The following is a 17,791-nucleotide window of genomic DNA, read 5'->3' on the forward strand; positions in this document are numbered from 1 at the left end:
AACCTATTTGTGCCTTAAGTCCTTTCCTGTATGAATTTCAGCTACTTTTGAGCGTAGTTGCTCTCATCGAATTTTATTTTAAGTTAATTATTTGCATAACAATTCCCGAAGAGCCGAAAGTCACAAATATCAGATGCACCCGAAAAATCTCCTGGGTTGATCAAAAATACTGGGACAGAAATATTTTCTGTCCCCATAGAATTAGATAAGCAAACGCTTAAAAATTACCGTGATTTTGGATGGCACTTTCTAATTTTGCCCCCACTTCCTCGACGCTAATTACTCCTAAATCGCCCGTGGCACGGGTGCGAATACTTAAACTATTACTTTCCATTTCTTTTGCCCCCACCACTGCCATCACGGGAATTTTTGCGGTTTCAGCATTGCGAATCATTTTACCCAAACGTTCGCCACTGGTATCGGTTTCGGCGCGAATTCCTAACAACTGCATTTTCGCTGTCACCTCTTTAGCGTAATCCAATTGACTATCACTAACCGGTAATAATCGTATCTGGACAGGGGCTAACCAAAGAGGAAAATCCCCCGCGTATTCTTCGATTAAAATACCGATTAAACGTTCCAAAGAACCAAAAGGTGCGCGATGAATCATCACCGGACGTTTACGATTACCATCTTCGGCAACGTATTCTAATTCAAAACGTTCGGGTAAATTATAATCCACCTGTACCGTTCCTAACTGCCATTCTCTTTCGAGGGCATCTTGGAAAATAAAGTCTAATTTTGGACCATAAAAAGCCGCTTCTCCGGGGGCTTCAAAATAATCCATCCCCAAAGTTTGCACCGCTTTTCTAATCGCTGATTGTGCCTTTTCCCAAGCTTCATCGGAACCGATATACTTATCCGATTCGGGGTCACGAAAACTCAATCGCGCCTTAAAATTCTTTAATTGTAAACTCTTAAACACCGTCAAAATTAAATCAACAACGCTTAAAAATTCCTTGTCTAATTGTTCGGGAGTGACAAACAAATGGGAATCATCGACGGTAAAACCGCGAACTCTAGTTAATCCTCCCAATTCTCCCGATTGTTCGTAACGATAAACTGTCCCGAATTCTGCCAAACGCATCGGCAATTCCCGATAGGATCTCAAATCACTTTTATAGATTTGAATATGAAAAGGACAGTTCATCGGTTTGAGGACAAATCCTATTTCTTTACTAGCAGATTCCTCATCGTCTGCCATCATGGGAAACATATCTTCTTTGTACTTTTGCCAGTGACCGGAAATTTTAAACAAATCGACGCGAGCAATATGGGGAGTAACTACGGGTAAATAACCGCGTTTTAACTGTTCTTTTTTGAGAAAATCTTCTAACAAAGAACGAATTAAAGTGCCTTTCGGTGTCCATAAAGGCAATCCAGGACCGACAGAATCAGAGAAAATAAATAAACCTAATTCTTTGCCTAATTTGCGATGGTCCCGTTTCAGTGCTTCTTCCTTGCGGCGCTTGTATTCGGCTAATTGTTGGGGATTTTCCCATGCCGTGCCGTAAATGCGCTGTAATTGGGCTTTATTCTCATCCCCGCGCCAATAAGCACCCGCTACCGTCTCTAATTCGATCGCTTTCGGGTCTAGTTCACTTGTATTACTTAGGTGCGGACCGGCGCACAAATCCCACCAAGCGTCACCAAGATGATAAAGGGTGATGGGTTCTTGAATTCCCGCCAGAATTTCCAGCTTATAGGGTTCATTAATCGCTTTAATGCGCTTTTCCGCCTCTTCCCGAGAAACTTGCTCGCGAATCACCGGCAGTTTTTTATTGATAATTTTGACCATCTCTTTTTTGATGTCCTTGAGATCCTTATCGGTAAAAGGTTCCGGCACATCAAAATCGTAGTAAAATCCGGTTTCAGTCCAAGGCCCGATAGTAACTTGGGCTTTCGGGAATAATTTCTGCACCGCCATGGCCATCACATGGGAGGTGGTGTGACGAATGCGCTTGAGGTGGTCGGATTCGCTGGTTTTCGGTAGTTTAATCGGGGCTTGGTTATCCATATCTCTTCAATTTACACCTTCTCTATTCTCTATTTTAATGGTAAAAGGAGTCTTTAGTCAGGAAAAAAATCAAGATAGATATCAATGCCATTTACCCTCATCTCTAACCCCTAAACCCTCATCTCTATTTCTCGATGAAAAAACTAATTTTATCCTGTTTATTTTTGGTATTGGTTGCTTGTCATGCCTCGGTTAATACTACTGATAACCAAAAACCCAAGGTAATCTCCACTAGCACAATTATCGCCGATTTAACCGCACGAGTGGGCGGTGAAGAAATTGACCATCAAGACATTTTAAAACCCGGGGATGATCCCCACGTTTATGAACCAGTTCCCGCCGATAGTGTGGCTTTAGAAAAAGCCGATTTAATTCTCTATAACGGTTATAATCTCGAACCGGGGTTAATTAAAATGATCAATTCTACGGGAATTAAAGCTAAAAAAGTGGCTGTGGGAGAAGCAATCAAGCCTTTACAATTGGAAAAAGAGGGGCAGAAAGTCCCCGATCCCCACGTTTGGGGTTCAGCAAAAAATGGTATAATCATGGTGGAAAAAATCCGAGATCAATTGATTGAATTAAGTCCCGAAGATAAAGAGATTTTTACCCAAAATGCCGCCCAATTAATCGCAGAATTAGAAAATCTTGATCGCTGGATTACTGTGGCTATTGAAACTATCCCCCCTTCCCAAAGACAATTAGTCACCACTCATGACGCTTTTCAGTATTATGCCCATGCCTACGGGTTAAAAGTTGCGGGAACTTTAATTGGCATTAGTACGGAAGAACAACCTAGCGCCCAAACGGTGAAAAATTTAGCCGATGCTATTAAAAATCTCCGGGTTGCTGCTATCTTTGCCGAGACGACTATTAATCCCGCTTTAATTACCACTGTAGCCGAAGAAGCGGGGGTGAAATTAGCACCACAACAATTATATTCTGATTCGATCGGTGCGGTGGGTACTAGAGGGGATAGTTATGTAAAAATGCTCAGGGAAAATACTCGCTTGATCGTGGAATCTTTAGGAGGAAAAGTACCTCAAGAAGGTCAATAGACCTCTTGTAAAAATCAAAAAATTGTCCTTAGAGTCAGGAGTTAGGAAGGCAGAAATACCGACAATCAGCAATTATCGGTGACTTTTAGATGATGACAAATAGATCAGCAGCTGCCTGTAAGCATCCCACCGAAAAGCTAATGCGCGGGGGGTTTGGGGGCGGCGCCACGCCCCCAACGGGGGGTTTGGGGGGTAGAACCCCCCAAAAGCTTGGATTGAGGGAAAAAATCGAAAGTAACGCCCGACTTTAGCAGAGAGTTTCCCCTTAAAAATCCCAACTTAGTAGATTTACAAAGCGGGGTTTATTTCCCAAATCCTTTACCGCGATTGACAGCAGGTAAACTGAGACAATTGTTAATCTGTTCTTTTAGGGTTTCATGATCGAGATTTTGACCGATAAGAACTAGCTGATTTTTGGGAGTACCTTTCCATTCGTCATCTTCGAGAGTGAAACGCTTACCACTGAGGTGGAAAATATGACGTTTAGGACTTTCATCAAACCAGAGAATACCCTTAGCGCGGAAAACGCTTTCCGGTAACTGATTATCGAGGAAATATTGGAACTTCCGAATCGAAAAAGGTTGGTCACTAGCAAAGGAAATAGAAGTAAATCCATCCACCTCTAAATGATTGGAATGGTCGTGATGGTCATGATCGTGATCGTGGTGGTGATCATGGTCGTGATCATGATCGCAATGCTCGTGATCGTGGTCGTGGTGATCATGGTCGTGGTGTTCTTCTTCTGTGTCGAAATATTTATCCGATTCAAATAGTCCGACGCTGAGAATTAAGGGTAAAGGGACTTGACTTTTGCTAGTACGAAGAATTCTCGCTCCTTCCTTCATGTCCCGGATTCTTATTTCTAAAGAATCCACATCCGCTTCATCCACTAGATCGGTTTTATTGAGAACAATAATATCACCGTAGGTGATTTGACTTAAGGCCGCTTGCGAGTTGAATAAATCAAGACTAAAATTGGCACAATCCACCATAGTGACAATGGAATCTAAACGGGTCATTTCCCGTAATTCCGTCCCTAAAAAGGTTAAAGCTACCGGTAAAGGATCGGCCAATCCCGTGGTTTCTACGACTAAATAATCGATTTTTTCGGGACGTTCGAGAATTTTATAAACTGCTTGAATTAAATCCTCGTTAATCGTGCAGCAAATACAGCCATTATTTAATTCTACCATGCTGTCATCACTGCTGATAATCAGTTCGTTATCGATACCGATTTCACCGAATTCATTGACAAGAACAGCAGTTTTTAATCCCTGTTGATTGCTGAGAATATGATTGAGGAGAGTAGTCTTACCACTACCAAGAAACCCAGTAATAATTGTTACCGGTAGCCCTTTTTTTGGCACTGACATCGTGTTAATAGCTTGTGATTCGACGGTTTGCATAATGATTTGGGGGTGAGTATTCTGTCACTAAAAAGCGATTTTTCGGGATGAGATGGCTAGTTTTTCTTGATCAAACAGTCTCCACTCGATCGCCGACTATTTTTATTGTAGATATTTTTGGACCACATCCCATCCTGTTAGGGTAACAAAAAGAAAACCCAGAAACAATAAAAGATTAGTGCCGATGTGGAGAGACCGCGCTAGAGGTGGACGAGTTGTAATGTTCAGGCCGGTAATTGCGGAAACAAAAACCAGAAAAACCACCAATAAACCCGCTATCAGGTGGGAAGAGTGGCCTAAACTGCCATAATGACCGATTGTTCCCACTAATCCGATTCCCAGCAGAATTAAGACCAAAGCAACCATGATCAGGCCGCTGAGGAGATGAAAGGGTCTTAACCATTTCGGTCGAGATTGGCCCGCAAGTCGTCGATAACCCATGTTTACCCCCGAAACTGCCAGTAAAAAATAGGCAAAGAGGGTAAATCCCATCGACCAAGCGGCAATTTTCCATAACCAGAGAAAGGAGGGGAGATTCATAGGGGTGGGATTATTGTTAGCAAGGAAAGGGACGACCGATCGTGTTAATTTAAGTTTACCGGACAAAAATCAGCAAGTTAGGGCTAATATGTCTCATCTCACCATCGACACGGAAAATAATCAGCGTCAACCCTTTGAATTACCGGGGGCTAAACCCCATTATAACCCCGATCGACCCGGACAAGTTAATCATATTTTTCTCGATTTAATTATTGATATTCCCCGACAAAGTTTTCAGGGCAGCTGTCAGATTACCCTCACCCCCATTCGTCAGGGAATTAGCAGTTTAACTCTGGATGCGGTGGCTCTAAATATTAATTCTGTGTTCATTGAAGGTATCAGTCAACCCTTTGACTATGATCGTTCTCTTCTGACCATTCATCTGCTACAACCCACCACCGATAAACCGATTATCCTGACGATTAACTATCAGGTTAACCAACCACAACGGGGATTATATTTTATCGGACCCGACGAATATTATCCCGACAAACCGATGCAAGTTTGGACCCAGGGAGAAGATGAAGATTCTCGCTTTTGGTTTCCCTGTTTTGATTACCCTGGCCAATTAGCCACTTCCGAAATTCGGGTTAAAATTCCCCAACCCTATATCGCTATTTCTAACGGGGAATTAATCTCAGTGGAACCCGTGGGTGAAGACAGAATTTATCACTGGTCACAAAAGCAAATTCATCCTACCTATTTAATGACTCTTGCGGTGGGAGATTTTGCTGAATTATGCGACTCATGGAATGGTGTTCCTGTCACTTATTATGTGGAAAAAGGACGGGAAGAAGAGGGACAAAGAAGTATGGGTAAAACTCCCCGCATGATCGAGTTTTTTAGCCAAAAGTTTGGTTATCCCTATCCCTATCCTAAATACGCGCAAGTTTGTGTAGATGATTTTATTTTTGGTGGGATGGAAAATACTTCCACCACAATTTTAACCGATCGCTGTTTAATTGATCAAAGAGCCAGCATCGATCATACTTGGACAGAAAGCTTAGTTGCCCATGAATTAGCTCATCAATGGTTCGGTGATTTAGTCGTGATTAAACACTGGTCTCACGCTTGGATTAAAGAGGGAATGGCTTCCTATTCTGAGGTTTTATGGACAGAATCGGAATACGGAAAAGCATCCGGTAGTTATTATTTATTAGGGGAAGCAAGAAGTTATTTAGAAGAAGATACTTCCCGCTATCGTCGTCCGATTGTTACTCATGTTTATCGAGAAGCGATCGAACTTTATGATCGTCATCTCTACGAAAAAGGTGCTTGTGTTTATCACATGATCCGCTCTATTTTAGGGGAAGATTTATTCGAAAAAGCGATTCATACTTTTGTGCGGGATAATGCCCATAAAACCGTAGAAACCGTGGACTTATTACGGGCGATCGAAAAAGCGACCGGGTACAATTTATTATTCCTCTTTGATCAGTACGTTTATCGCGGTGGTCATCCCGATTATAAGGTGGCCTACAGTTGGGACAATCAGAATAATTTAGCCCAATTAACTGTCACCCAAACCCAGGACGAAAAGGAACTATTCGACTTGAAAATTCCCGTCGCTTTTGCCTATCTCAACTCTGAGGATATTACCTACAATCTGCGGATTCACCAAAAAGAACAAAGTTTCTATTTTCCCCTAGCACAAAAGCCCGATTTTGTCAAGTTCGATCGGGGTAATAATTTCCTCAAAACCGTCACTCTTGAGTATCCCATCGGCGAATTAAAAGCGCAATTACAACAGGATCCCGACCCAATTTCCCGTATCTATGCAGCGACGGCCATTGCTAAAAAAGGCGGTTTAGAAGCGATCGAAGCTTTAGGGACATCCCTAGAAAATGAGCCTTTTTGGGGGGTGCGTGTGGAGGTTGCCAAACAGTTAGCAACTCTTGGTTTAGATCAGGCAGTTACTGCTTTAATTAAAGGTTTAAACGACGAAAAAGCCCAAGTACGTCGGGCAGTTGTCGAGGGATTAAGTGAAATTAAAACCTTAGATAGTTATAACGCGCTTAAATCCCTACTAGAAGCTGGAGATGCTAGTTATTATGTGGAAGCGGCCACAGCGCGAGGATTAGGCCCCATGGCCGTGGGACAATTGCAAAATCAAGAAGGGGAAATTATTGACCTGCTCAATCAGATTTTACAGTCAAGAAAGGGGTGGAATGAGGTAGTAAGAGCGGGCGCAATTGGCGGTTTAAGCCAGTTAAAAACCTCGCCGGCGGCTTTAGAGTCAATTTTGACCTACACGGCTTTAGGCACGCCTCAACCCCTGAGATTAGGAGCTATCCGCGCCCTAGGAGCGATTTCTTCCGGACAAACCACCGACAAATTAACCGTAATTTTGGAACGTTTAGAAACCATTGCCAAGGAAACTTTTTTCTTGACACAAGTGGCAGTGTGTAACGCTTTAGGACAGATAGAAAATGCCAAAGCTATCGCTATTTTACAAGCTTTGAGCGATCGAACTCCCGATGGTCGCGTTCGTCGTGTAGCGGAGGAAGCAGTACAAAAAGTCCAGAAAAAATTAGGTTCCGACAAAGCAATTCAGGAAATTCGCGAGCAATTAGAAAAAATGAAACAGGAAAATCAGGAACTTAAAAGTCGTTTGACCAAATTAGAGGCGAAAAATAGTTAGTTAACCTGAGTTATCAGTTATCAGTTATCAGTTATCAGTTAGCGGACTCCTAAAAACTTATGGGTTTGGAGACTGAGACGCCATTGGGGATGCCGAAGAACATAATTAAAGACTAACTCTTTGCTTTCTGCTGTATTCCATTCGGGTTGTAGATATTTAATCACCCCTTCCGATAACTTACTTTCCTGCATAGCTGCCCAGTCTAAATCCTCTGGATGAGCCACGACAATTTTTAACTCATTTACCCGTGCATAAATACTAGGATCGGGCATTTTATAAGTTTTAGGAGAAAAAGTCACCCAATCGAAAACCCCAGTAAAAGGATGAGCGCCAGAAGTTTCTAAATGTACCCGTAAACCCTGATTTTTTAATTCCCTGGTTAAAGGATCAAGATTGTGCATCAAAGGTTCACCCCCGGTAATCACCACCATAGCGGGGTTAGCCCCTTTTGCCATCTCAACCAATTCCCCCAGGGATTTTTGGGGATAACGGTGGGCATTCCAAGACTCTTTTTGGTCGCACCAAGGACAATAGACATCGCAACCTCCCAAACGGAGGAAAAAAGCATTGCTTCCCGTCCAAAAGCCTTCGCCCTGCACAGAATGGAAAGTTTCGACAACAGGATAGGTACAATGGTTTATGCTAACCGTTTTCATAGAATTAGTATTATAGAAAATATGGACATTCCCCTGAACTTCGCCAAATACATCCAATGGTCTGGTATTGCCACGCTGGTTTTTTTGGTACTCACGATTATCGCTTTTCTCGTCGGTTGGGGAATCCGCTTTCGTCTCGTCGGTGTCACTAGCTTTATGGCTGTGTTGACGGTGGGAATTTTCGGTCTTGGGTTGGGACTGTTTACCCGCACAGAAATTCCGGGAGCGGTGAGATTCTCCCTTGTCTATGATAACGGAGCTAATCAAGCTGTTATCTCCCTGCCCAATACTGTTACTCCCGAGCAGGTGGAAGCAACCCTAAAACAAGCCGCTAGTGACTTGTTTTCCTCCGGTCGCGCCGGTGCTGGCGGTAATAATCAATTTATCATTAGCGCTCGCACTCTCGTTCATCCTCAGCCCGGTTTATCTTCTCCTTTGTACCTGGGACAGATTAAAAAATCCTTCTCCGCCCCGGGGGATAATACTCCTGAACTACAGCTTTTTCCCGAAAGTTTCGCTAAAATTAGCCAATAATCCTTGAGGTTGTCAAAAAATGTCCAATGCTGTCGCTGTTTTGCCCCTGTTAATCGCCCCCGCACAAGTGATTCGGGGTGACAATGCCCTAGAAGAATCCACCGGCAAGTTAGCGGATTTGGGTAAACGTCCCCTGGTGGTGGGCGGCGATCGCAATTTAGCTTTTTTGTCATCTCCCCTGAAAAATCTCACTCCTAGCTATCACAGTTACGCCCCCGATTGTTCGGAAAATTCCCTAGCATATTTAAAGGCATCTGTCAAGAGTCATGAGGCAGATTTTATCATCGGTGTGGGTGGCGGCAAAGCCCTCGATACGGCCAAATTACTCGCCCATCAGTGCCATTTGCCGATCGCCACAATTCCCACCTCCGCCGCCACCTGTGCCGCTTGGACAGCCCTATCTAACGTCTATTCTGACGCAGGGGCGTTTCTTTACGATCTGTCCCTAGCCCGTTGTCCGGATTTATTAATTCTCGATTACGGTATTATCCAAACTGCCCCGAAAAGAACCTTAATCGCCGGTATTGGCGATGCGATCGCTAAATGGTACGAGGCCTCCGTCAGTAGCGGTCATTCCACAGAAACCCTGATCATTGCCGCTGTCCAACAGGCCCGGGTTTTGCGGGATATCCTTTTCCAAAAATCCCCGGCAGCTCTGGAAAATATCGGCGGGGAGGACTGGAAACAGGTAGTAGATGCCACCGTTTTATTAGCCGGAGTAATTGGTGGTTTAGGGGGTGCTAATTGTCGTACCGTGGCCGCCCATGCAATTCATAATGGTTTAACCCATATTCCCGCTTGCCATCATGCCCTGCACGGGGAAAAAGTCGCCTACGGCATTCTCGCCCAATTGCGTCTAGAGGAAATAGTTTTGGGTAATCAATTAGCAGTATCGGCCCGGGGGCAACTAATCCAGTTTTATGAACAAATTGGTTTACCGAAATCCCTAGAGGATTTAGGATTAAGAGATGTTTCCCTTGCCCAATTGCGCCACGCAGCCGCAATTGCCTGTCAGCCTAATTCGGACATTCATCGTTTGCCTTTTACGGTTTCCCCGGAACAAGTTATGGCGGCCATGGTTTCTACTACCACTGCCGATACAATCGGGCAGAAAGTTAAGGCTAATTAAGGGCAATATTTTCGGGATTTATGGCTTTATCTGCTGCGGGTGAGTAGTGATTTTATTGTAGTGGTGATAGCTCAAATCTTTGCTTTGTTGGTCGAAATCCAGCGTTGATGTTCCTATTGGGACTCTTAAAAATATATGGCGACAAGCTCAAATTGAGGAGGACAAAATATAATGCGATATGCAGTTGTTATTGAAAAAGGAGAAAATAGCTACGGTGCTTATGTTCCCGATCTTCCCGGTTGTGTTGCGGTTGCAGAAACATTAGAAGAAGTTAAACAATTAATTGCTGAGGCAATAATTTTTCATTTGGAAGGCTTAAAAGAAGATGGATTAACTGTTCCTGAATCATTGTCGATCTGTGAGTATGTAGATGTAGCTTAGGGGGTTCCAAGGTGGAAATAAGATTAGACTAATAGCAGCGATTCATTACAATCGACAAAAAATTTATATTCGAGAAGTTTTAACTCATTCTGAATACGACAAAAACAAATGGAAGGAGTAAAAAAATGCCGACGATAGATATAGAGAAAACACGGCAAGCCTGGACAAACTTAAAGCCAATACTCTTTATACCCCGTAGCGAATCAGAATATGAACAATTAGTAATTATGTTAGATAATTTGATAGATGAAATAGGAGAAAATGAAAATCATTCTCTTGCTTCTTTAATGGAAATTTTGGGAATATTAATAGAAAATTATGAACAGGAAAATGTTCCCGAATTATAAATGGTAGGGGTGGTGCGTTCCCAAATATTGGTTAACCTTGAAATTGTCATGTTTTCAGGGAACACACCCTAGGAAAGAATGCGATCGCCCTGTGAGAAAATATCTTACCCTCCTGATCGCCTACGAAACCGCCGGCGATCGAGAACGGGCGATATCAGCCCAACTGTCCAATCATGACCTCTTGACCAGGATTACCGAGATAGATTACCGTCTGGGCGGTTCATCCACCGAAACCTATCTAACAAGAATCGCCCAACGAGAACAGTTAGAGATTCAGTTGAACCGTTACCGTCTCGAACGGGAAACCGCTAAACGACAGCTTCTATCCCTGACGGGGTTTTCCACTCCCCAACCCGCCGGAGAAACTTCTAACGAGTCGATAGCTCTATAGACAGTCCATTAATTGCGTCGAATAATTGTAAATTTTTGTGGAGAAGTGCGGTCAGAACTAGAAATCTTAGCTAGTCTTTTAGAAGAGTTCCGTTATTTCAGCTTACTGTCATAAATTTAGTTAATGGGGTGATATACCGAAAGTTTCTACATATAGCAGTTTTCATCAGAATAAGGTATGGGCAAGGGTCTTAAACCCTTTGTTGGCAAAACTTGTCGATACCTCAGTAACGTGAAAAGTGCTATATCGTTACTCTGGAGAGTGTTGTACAGATATTCTCTCGTAAACCCCTGAACATTTACGCATTAAGGAGACTCTCGTGATTCCATATAAACCAAAACAACTGCCCCACGCGCTCAAGGTTTTGCGGCAGGCATTTCTAAGATGGATCGCAGTCGGTTTTAGCAGTGCAATTCTTGCTTCCTGTGGACTCCAAAATCAGACCAGCGGGTTGAGGTTGCTGGATACAGCGAAAAATCGAGTGACGAACGATTTGCAATCCAACGATTTGCAATCCGAACGAGGGGTGGACTACACCCGCCTGCGCGACCTGCTGAAGGAAGCGTACGTTGTAACTGTAACTAACATCGAGACGGGATCTCTGACGAGAGAGAGGAGTGAAAAAATCTTAAACGATTATCATTATCCAGCTCTTGACGAAACTCAAAAGGTAATTGCCCAGTCCGTGGGATTAGAATCGAGCTGCTACGAATCGAATCGAGCCAGAAAAGATCCGACGTGGTCTGCCCTTTGCCCGCGAGATAAATTACTGAACATACCCTGTACTGACCTCAATACCATAGAACGTCTGTGGACAAGCGGCAATCCGGAGCGCTCGCGCTCGGTGAGGGAAAGATGGATAGGCCCGCTACCGGAGCTAACGAGGGCTGCTATCTTCCACTCCTTGAAAACATGTAAACTATAGATTGCCATCGCCGTAGGGTGCGTTCCCTAATAGACATCTTCAAAAATTATAACCCAGTCACAGCTTGCTTTTAGCCTATATACTAATTAAGTAGTTCGATAGCTGAAATGTATATCTATCGTTGCTAATTCAATTTCACTGAAAAAATATGAGGCAATTAAAATAATTTTTATTCGGGTAGATTCCTTAACTAGAAAGACTTTTGGTCTTGAGATAATATTAGGTCGAGGTCTAATGCAAGTCCTACTGCTCCACCGATCGATTTTGGGTAACGCACCACGCACATTCTATCTCCCGATAGCGATCGCTAAGGGTCGAATAATTGTAAATTTTTGTCAAGAGGTGCGGTCAGATTGACGAATAGTTGTTATAACACCAGAAAACTCGTGTTATTTCAGCCTATTGTCAGGAATTTAGTTAAACAAGGTTTTTGGCAATGTGCTATGGCTAACACGCTTTTGGGTATGATATGGGGAAATTTTTCTTGCGATTGCACTAAAATAGATGGATATACAGAAAGTTGACCCATATCGTTACCGTAGAAAGTGTTATACAGAATAATGACAGACATTTATTTTTATTACAATTTAGGGTAAAACTTATGGTTTTGAAGGATGGTTTAAGTGATGATGAGTTTAAAAAATTGATTGAACGACTTTCCTATAGAAAACAGTATAATCAAGAGGTTATCACTCTTGATGCTGTTAAAGAGAGTCTTCAAGAACTAGGATTATCTGACTTGTTAATGGATAATGACATTGAGGAGGTTCGCAGACAAGTGAATAAAGAATTTAAAAAACAACAAAGAAAAAATTACCTAATATTTGCTTCTGTTTTATTAGTTTTAACTATTCCCTTATCTGCTTTTGGCGGCTATAAATTTAAGGAATGGATTTCCAGTTTTTTTCAGCAATCTAGCAATTCCGATTTAGTTCAGTTATCAGAAAAATTAAATACACTTGAGTCGGAAAACAAAGATTTGCAAAGAAAAATAAAAGAGCTTGAAGATGAAAATCAATCTTTAAAAGGTTCAAATGTACCCAGTCCCTCGGCTTCATTCGCACCTGATAATGAAACTGTGTCAGAGCCGTCTTCTTTTAATACGGATAAGATTGTTAAAGTCCAATCTTTAATTTTTCAGTTCAAAGAATGCCAAAGATCAGCAATTTCTTCAACACTTCAAAATATTAAGTGTTCTCTTTTGGTGACAAGTACACAAGATAAAAACAAGCTCTATATACACGGAAATTATAATTCTAACAATAGAAGTCGAATCATTGAGGATGGCAAAGAACTAATTGCAACCAAAGTGGATTTTGGCAGTAATTCTGGCACTTATCAAGCCGACAATATTTTGATTAAAGATACTCCTATTGAGGTTATTATTACTTTTGAAAACGTTCCACAAAGTATTAATAAAGTTGGGGTAATTGAAGTTAGTTCTTATCTAGAAAGTCCTGAATTTAATGATAATGTTAAGGCCGAATTTTATAATAAAACGTTATCAAGTTCTCAATAAGTTTACTGGAGGCCATCGTGCCAGTGAAACTCCAGTTCTCTACCTGATTATGGTTTAACTGTTTATCTCAGTCACTTAAAGTTTGTTTGATAATTTTCCTGAGTTCTTTCCATACTATTTCACCTCTGAAAAACTCCCAAGGTTTAGACTCTAACACTTCTTCGTAAAAATAAACTTGCTTTTCATTAAGAGTGTAAACAATTGGTACAATATACCATAGAAGATCTACCGTTTCTTCAAAGGGATTTGTCTCTGTAATTTGTTGTTTTGTTTTCTCATCTATGAAGTTTGTCATAGAGATAGAAAAACAAATATTTGTAGGTATCTTCAAGTTAAAAACAGTTTGTAAAATACTAGAAAAGTTAGAGTTTTTTTTGGCGTAATTGAAACAATTCGTTGCAAACTCTCTTAATGAGTTATCATTAACAGAAGAAAAATAGGAAAAGATAAAAAAAGCTTCTCCTCTCATTGGCAGACCACCAATTGATGTTTTAAAACTAGCTGCCTTAGCTACTTGTTTAAAAACTTTGCCATCATAGATAATATCATTGTAAATGGATGAGCAACCTTGACTGATAAGTTTTGGTTTGACTTTTACTAAGTATTTAGTGATGCAATCTTCGTTGCTATTGACGTAATCAAAGTTTTGATAAAGTGAATTCCTCGCTTTTCTTAGTGATTCACAGCCTGGATTTTCTTCACATAATTTGGTGAATACTTGTCGTAATTGCAGAATATTAAGAGAATTACATTGACAAATAAAGTCTTGAATGATAATCCGTAAAGTTTGTTCATTCCTCAAATTTGCTGTAGAAAATCCCCCTTCCCAAATGATAGCAATAAAAAGAGAAGGGTTAGATTCATAGAGAGAAATTAAATCTCTAATAATTTGATTTTTGAGAGAGCCTAAATAAGATTCAAAAGGAGTATTCATAAATTAAATGTTTAACTGCTATATTTGGTTTGAGGATTTTTCTTGTAGCAAAGCACTCACCAATTGCAAAACTTTACTATTTGGATTTTCTTTATGTAGTGCTTTAAATATTTTAAACTGATCGTTAAGTTTCAAAGTATAACAACGATTAATAAATTGAAAGACAATAACTTTGGGTGCTTGATTTTGAGGAATTGTTGCTAAAGGAAACCCTGCTGACCCAACAGTTGCTTTAAATAGTTCGCTATCTGCTCCGTAAAGTTCTGACAATTCCTTTACCAAAACATCTTTGGTCAAAAAACCAGCTTCCTCAAGTTTTTCCTTTTGTCGATCAAGTAAAAGTGAAAACTTATCTTCAAAATTTTCAGAATTTTGCAATAATTCTTGATTTTGCATAAGAATAGTAAAACAAAATTGTATTCCTAAAATAAATTGTTCTCGTAATTCTTTTATTTCAGTTTTTGTCTCAAAGATAGCATCAAGAGACTTACGAGTAAGGCTTTGACCTTCGGCAATCATTGCATCTAGTTTGGCCTCACGGGAGTTCTCTATTTGATCATCATAAAGACTCAAGACAAACTCAACAGGAACTCCAAATGGGCCTACTACGGAAGCAAGAGATTTGGCGATCGCTCGAAGGTAATTAGGTATTTTTTGAGACATAATTTAAAATTGTAATAAAGGAATACTGATTACTTTTTGCTGGAGAACTGAAATAAAAGTATCTTCGGCAAAATGTTTGTCACCTAAATTCAATGTCCAAGCACTAAAATGGAAGTCTCTCATTTGCTTTTCTGTGGGATATGCTTTTTTCCCCTGTAGCCAAGGTAAATGACCGATTGGAGCGTCCAAATGCCAAGTCAGATCATTGTAACCTAACCACCGTCCATTTTTTCGCCATCCGACACGATTCGCAAAAGCATAGTAATCTTCCCCTTCTTGTTCATAGATACGAGCTTGAGTGGACAAACCAAATTTGTTGTGGCTATACTTTTTCCAAAGATTATCAAGAATAATTAAGTCATTATCAGATATTCTTTTAAGTTCAGTTGATGATAAGGCCTCATTGGGAATTTTTACAACAGAAAAATGAGAGGTTGATGTAAATTCTGGTTTATCGGTAGCTTTATAAAGAAGCCTGATCGTTTCCTGATCAGCTTCTAGCCAACTTTGTGCTTCTAGGAGTTGGCGAAGTTTGCTATAGCTAACCCCTTTATCAGAAATCAACTTATCTCTGTTTAAAAAATCATTTACGCTTTTTTGATCTTTAAATTTAAGCGTTGTTTTTTCTGACAAGTGAGGTAAAAGAGCTTCAATAATTGTATCTGCATTGCCGTTCCAAGTTTGGTATAGTTTATCATTGAGTAACGGTAAACTTTCTAATACCTTTTGTTTTTGTTTATTATCTGAAAATAAGGGAAGTACCTTAGTTTGGTCGGAATAAATTTCCTGATTGAGGACGGCAAAAAGCTCTCGCTTAGGAAAATTTTTGTTTAGAAAAGCTTCGCTCAAGACAACGATCACAAAACGAGAGATTCTTAAACCCTCATTTACTTTGGCTGTAATACTATCTCCCCATTTAATTTCAGCCCGATCATACCAAAAAGTAATGTCAGCTTTTTCTAAGCCTGAAACTAAAGGTTCCACAATCAGGAGTTTGTCTTCACTGGTATGACAAATAAATACGTCTTTCATAGTCTCTTTTACAAATGATTCTGGATTATTCAATTAGAAAAAAAATTGTTAACAGATAACGAATTAGATTGCTTTAAGCTTCTGATTCAGCCTCCTGTTTTATGTCAGAGTTTGATAGGTTTTTTGAGAAAATCCATAATAAACCTAAGATTATTGCCAAACTTATCAAGAAAATGACGACTCCCATTATTAGTTGTGAGCTTAGATAATTATTCGATACAAAAGCAATACTTGATGGTATGTTATAACTTCTATGATGAGAGAGACTATCCTCAACAGGAACCTCAATTAAAACAGACTTTGATGAGCCATCAAAAGCTGATTGATTAATTTGGAAAAATTTAGAATATCGCAATACCCAAAAAAGTGAATTCTTATTATTAGTCATACTGGTTACACCAGTCCCATATTTAGGCTCAGCAATCATTGATGGATTTTGTCCATCAAAATCAGAACGAACAATTCCGTCGCCATAATTAGGATTAAGTAAACCAATAGTAAAGTATAAAAACTTACCATCTGTTAATAAAGTATCCTCATAATTATTAATGGACAAAACTCCTTCACCTGTCCAGTTTCGTAAAATCGACAGTGCATCAATGGCTAATAAAACGGGATTGCTTATTTCTATTTTTAATAGAAGTTCGGTTGGCTTCCCGAAGCCGCCAGATTGATTACGAAGATTGCCGTCAATATGTGTATAAATAAATTTTCCATCTGTTGTTAAATGTTTTATCTGAGGTTTAAATGTTGTAGATTCATAGGGAAATTCAAAAAGCATGGAAAAATTATCCCCGTTGATATCTGATCTATAAATAAAAGGCTTTCCCTCTAAATTTTGTCCTAACCAAAAAAGAAACTTCCCGTCTGTCGTTAAAGAACTAGGAAGCCATCGTACTATTTGAGACCCGGCTTTTTGAGAAAGATCAACAACAACAGATGGTTTAGAACTATCAATGTCCATCTTATAAACATACATGGAAATGTTATTGTCATTACCTTCTTTAAACTCATAATCATAATCCAGCCAAAAAATAGATTTCCCACTACTAACCAGATTGATTCCTGTCTCATATTTCTCCTCAATATTAAATGTTTTTGGAATATCAAGAAATATAGATGGTTCAGTGTTATTACTTCTTAAAATATAAAATATGTCTTCTTTTTTCGTCGTCCAAATTAAATTACCTTCCTTTAGTTGTCCAAAAGCAGGGTACGCAGTTATAACTAGCGACAGTATGAAGATGAATAAAATAGTCAGTAATCTTAGTGTTTTTTTCATATTTAAGCCAGATGCGAATCAATTTAGCTTTCTTGGGTTTCTTGTGATCTATAGCTTTTCAAATGGAGTCTGGACAAGGCTTTCATGGCTTAGTTACCCAAGAAACTGTTCACAATACCCTTTGTCACAAATCGCCGAGAAGAACGTTACTGAGCGTTCGGTCGAACCGTAATCAAACTTAAGGACTTAACCTCCGCATCCGCATGAATGGCTCACTGAAAAAACCTATCCTTATAATATTCCATCACCCCCTAAGCGATCAAGTCCTTACACCGAAGATTGTGTTCTATAGTCATTTCAATTAAGATTGAGAATATTAATGCCAGAGTTCATAAGGGT

General features: G+C 40.2%; 18 protein-coding genes. 10 read left to right on the plus strand and 8 right to left on the minus strand.

Annotation, left to right across the window (positions count from 1 at the left end; all coding sequences use genetic code 11):
* Positions 1-217: 217 nt before the first annotated feature.
* Positions 218-2,017, minus strand: a complete 1,800-nt coding sequence (gene thrS, locus EWV60_RS09640) for a threonine--tRNA ligase (RefSeq protein ID WP_287232069.1) — start codon at positions 2,015-2,017, stop codon at positions 218-220.
* Positions 2,018-2,151: 134 nt separating this feature from the next.
* Here thrS and EWV60_RS09645 point away from each other — a divergent pair, with 134 nt between their 5' ends.
* A complete protein-coding gene (locus EWV60_RS09645; RefSeq protein ID WP_271935914.1) occupies positions 2,152-3,072 on the plus strand; it encodes a metal ABC transporter solute-binding protein, Zn/Mn family in 921 nt (306 codons plus the stop codon).
* Positions 3,073-3,374: 302 nt separating this feature from the next.
* Here the strand turns inward: EWV60_RS09645 and EWV60_RS09650 are convergent, their stop codons facing one another.
* Together EWV60_RS09650 and EWV60_RS09655 are read right to left on the minus strand one after the other, a co-directional pair.
* The gene (locus EWV60_RS09650) at positions 3,375-4,478 is read right to left on the minus strand and encodes a CobW family GTP-binding protein (RefSeq protein ID WP_193978716.1); all 1,104 of its coding nucleotides are present in this window, start codon (positions 4,476-4,478) and stop codon (positions 3,375-3,377) included.
* Positions 4,479-4,580: 102 nt separating this feature from the next.
* Positions 4,581-5,018 (minus strand): DUF4079 domain-containing protein, encoded by a 438-nt coding sequence (locus EWV60_RS09655; protein WP_287232075.1) that lies wholly within the window; start codon positions 5,016-5,018, stop codon positions 4,581-4,583.
* Between the two features lie 4 nt (positions 5,019-5,022).
* On the opposite strand from EWV60_RS09655, the gene EWV60_RS09660 reads away from it, so the two are divergent.
* Positions 5,023-7,659 (plus strand): M1 family metallopeptidase, encoded by a 2,637-nt coding sequence (locus EWV60_RS09660; RefSeq protein ID WP_287232077.1) that lies wholly within the window; start codon positions 5,023-5,025, stop codon positions 7,657-7,659.
* A 38-nt stretch (positions 7,660-7,697) separates the two neighbouring features.
* Here EWV60_RS09660 and EWV60_RS09665 read toward each other — a convergent pair whose 3' ends face one another.
* Positions 7,698-8,315 (minus strand): 7-carboxy-7-deazaguanine synthase QueE, encoded by a 618-nt coding sequence (locus EWV60_RS09665; protein WP_024968899.1) that lies wholly within the window; start codon positions 8,313-8,315, stop codon positions 7,698-7,700.
* On the opposite strand from EWV60_RS09665, the gene EWV60_RS09670 reads away from it, so the two are divergent.
* The 8 genes from EWV60_RS09670 to EWV60_RS09705 all read left to right on the plus strand — a co-directional run bounded on the left by EWV60_RS09670 (position 8,292) and on the right by EWV60_RS09705 (position 13,541).
* A complete protein-coding gene (locus tag EWV60_RS09670) occupies positions 8,292-8,849 on the plus strand; it encodes a Ycf51 family protein (protein ID WP_271935911.1) in 558 nt (185 codons plus the stop codon). The genes EWV60_RS09665 and EWV60_RS09670 overlap by 24 nt on opposite strands.
* 19 nt (positions 8,850-8,868) lie before the next feature.
* On the plus strand, positions 8,869-9,978 hold the full coding sequence (locus EWV60_RS09675) for an iron-containing alcohol dehydrogenase family protein (protein ID WP_002750186.1): 1,110 nt from the start codon (positions 8,869-8,871) through the stop codon (positions 9,976-9,978).
* A 171-nt stretch (positions 9,979-10,149) separates the two neighbouring features.
* Entirely contained in the window at positions 10,150-10,359 is a 210-nt protein-coding gene (locus tag EWV60_RS09680) for a type II toxin-antitoxin system HicB family antitoxin (RefSeq protein WP_002739801.1), read from the plus strand.
* Positions 10,360-10,399: 40 nt separating this feature from the next.
* A complete protein-coding gene (locus tag EWV60_RS09685) occupies positions 10,400-10,480 on the plus strand; it encodes a type II toxin-antitoxin system HigB family toxin (protein ID WP_370445040.1) in 81 nt (26 codons plus the stop codon).
* 4 nt (positions 10,481-10,484) lie between these two features.
* Positions 10,485-10,706 carry a hypothetical protein gene (locus EWV60_RS09690; protein WP_024968901.1) on the plus strand — a complete coding sequence of 74 codons (222 nt, stop codon included), beginning with the start codon at positions 10,485-10,487 and terminating at the stop codon, positions 10,704-10,706.
* A 91-nt stretch (positions 10,707-10,797) separates the two neighbouring features.
* Positions 10,798-11,097, plus strand: coding sequence for a hypothetical protein (locus tag EWV60_RS09695; protein WP_002740048.1), 300 nt, complete (start codon positions 10,798-10,800; stop codon positions 11,095-11,097).
* A gap of 319 nt (positions 11,098-11,416) precedes the next feature.
* Positions 11,417-12,022, plus strand: a complete 606-nt coding sequence (locus tag EWV60_RS09700; protein WP_002739496.1) for a hypothetical protein — start codon at positions 11,417-11,419, stop codon at positions 12,020-12,022.
* A 601-nt stretch (positions 12,023-12,623) separates the two neighbouring features.
* Positions 12,624-13,541: a hypothetical protein gene (locus EWV60_RS09705; RefSeq protein ID WP_002740064.1), complete on the plus strand. Its 918-nt coding sequence runs from the start codon at positions 12,624-12,626 to the stop codon at positions 13,539-13,541.
* Positions 13,542-13,608: 67 nt separating this feature from the next.
* Here EWV60_RS09705 and EWV60_RS09710 read toward each other — a convergent pair whose 3' ends face one another.
* From EWV60_RS09710 to EWV60_RS09725, 4 genes are all read right to left on the minus strand, one after another.
* A complete protein-coding gene (locus EWV60_RS09710; protein ID WP_002739646.1) occupies positions 13,609-14,475 on the minus strand; it encodes a hypothetical protein in 867 nt (288 codons plus the stop codon).
* 18 nt (positions 14,476-14,493) lie between these two features.
* The gene (locus EWV60_RS09715) at positions 14,494-15,138 is read right to left on the minus strand and encodes a hypothetical protein (RefSeq protein WP_002739853.1); all 645 of its coding nucleotides are present in this window, start codon (positions 15,136-15,138) and stop codon (positions 14,494-14,496) included.
* 3 nt (positions 15,139-15,141) lie between these two features.
* Positions 15,142-16,170, minus strand: coding sequence for a GUN4 domain-containing protein (locus EWV60_RS09720; protein WP_002750179.1), 1,029 nt, complete (start codon positions 16,168-16,170; stop codon positions 15,142-15,144).
* A gap of 73 nt (positions 16,171-16,243) precedes the next feature.
* Positions 16,244-17,452, minus strand: coding sequence for a hypothetical protein (locus EWV60_RS09725; RefSeq protein ID WP_002739520.1), 1,209 nt, complete (start codon positions 17,450-17,452; stop codon positions 16,244-16,246).
* Positions 17,453-17,791 lie beyond the last annotated feature (339 nt).

This window comes from Microcystis sp. Msp_OC_L_20101000_S702, assembly GCF_007095705.1.
In the GTDB taxonomy this organism is placed as follows: Bacteria; Cyanobacteriota; Cyanobacteriia; order Cyanobacteriales; family Microcystaceae; genus Microcystis; species Microcystis ichthyoblabe_A.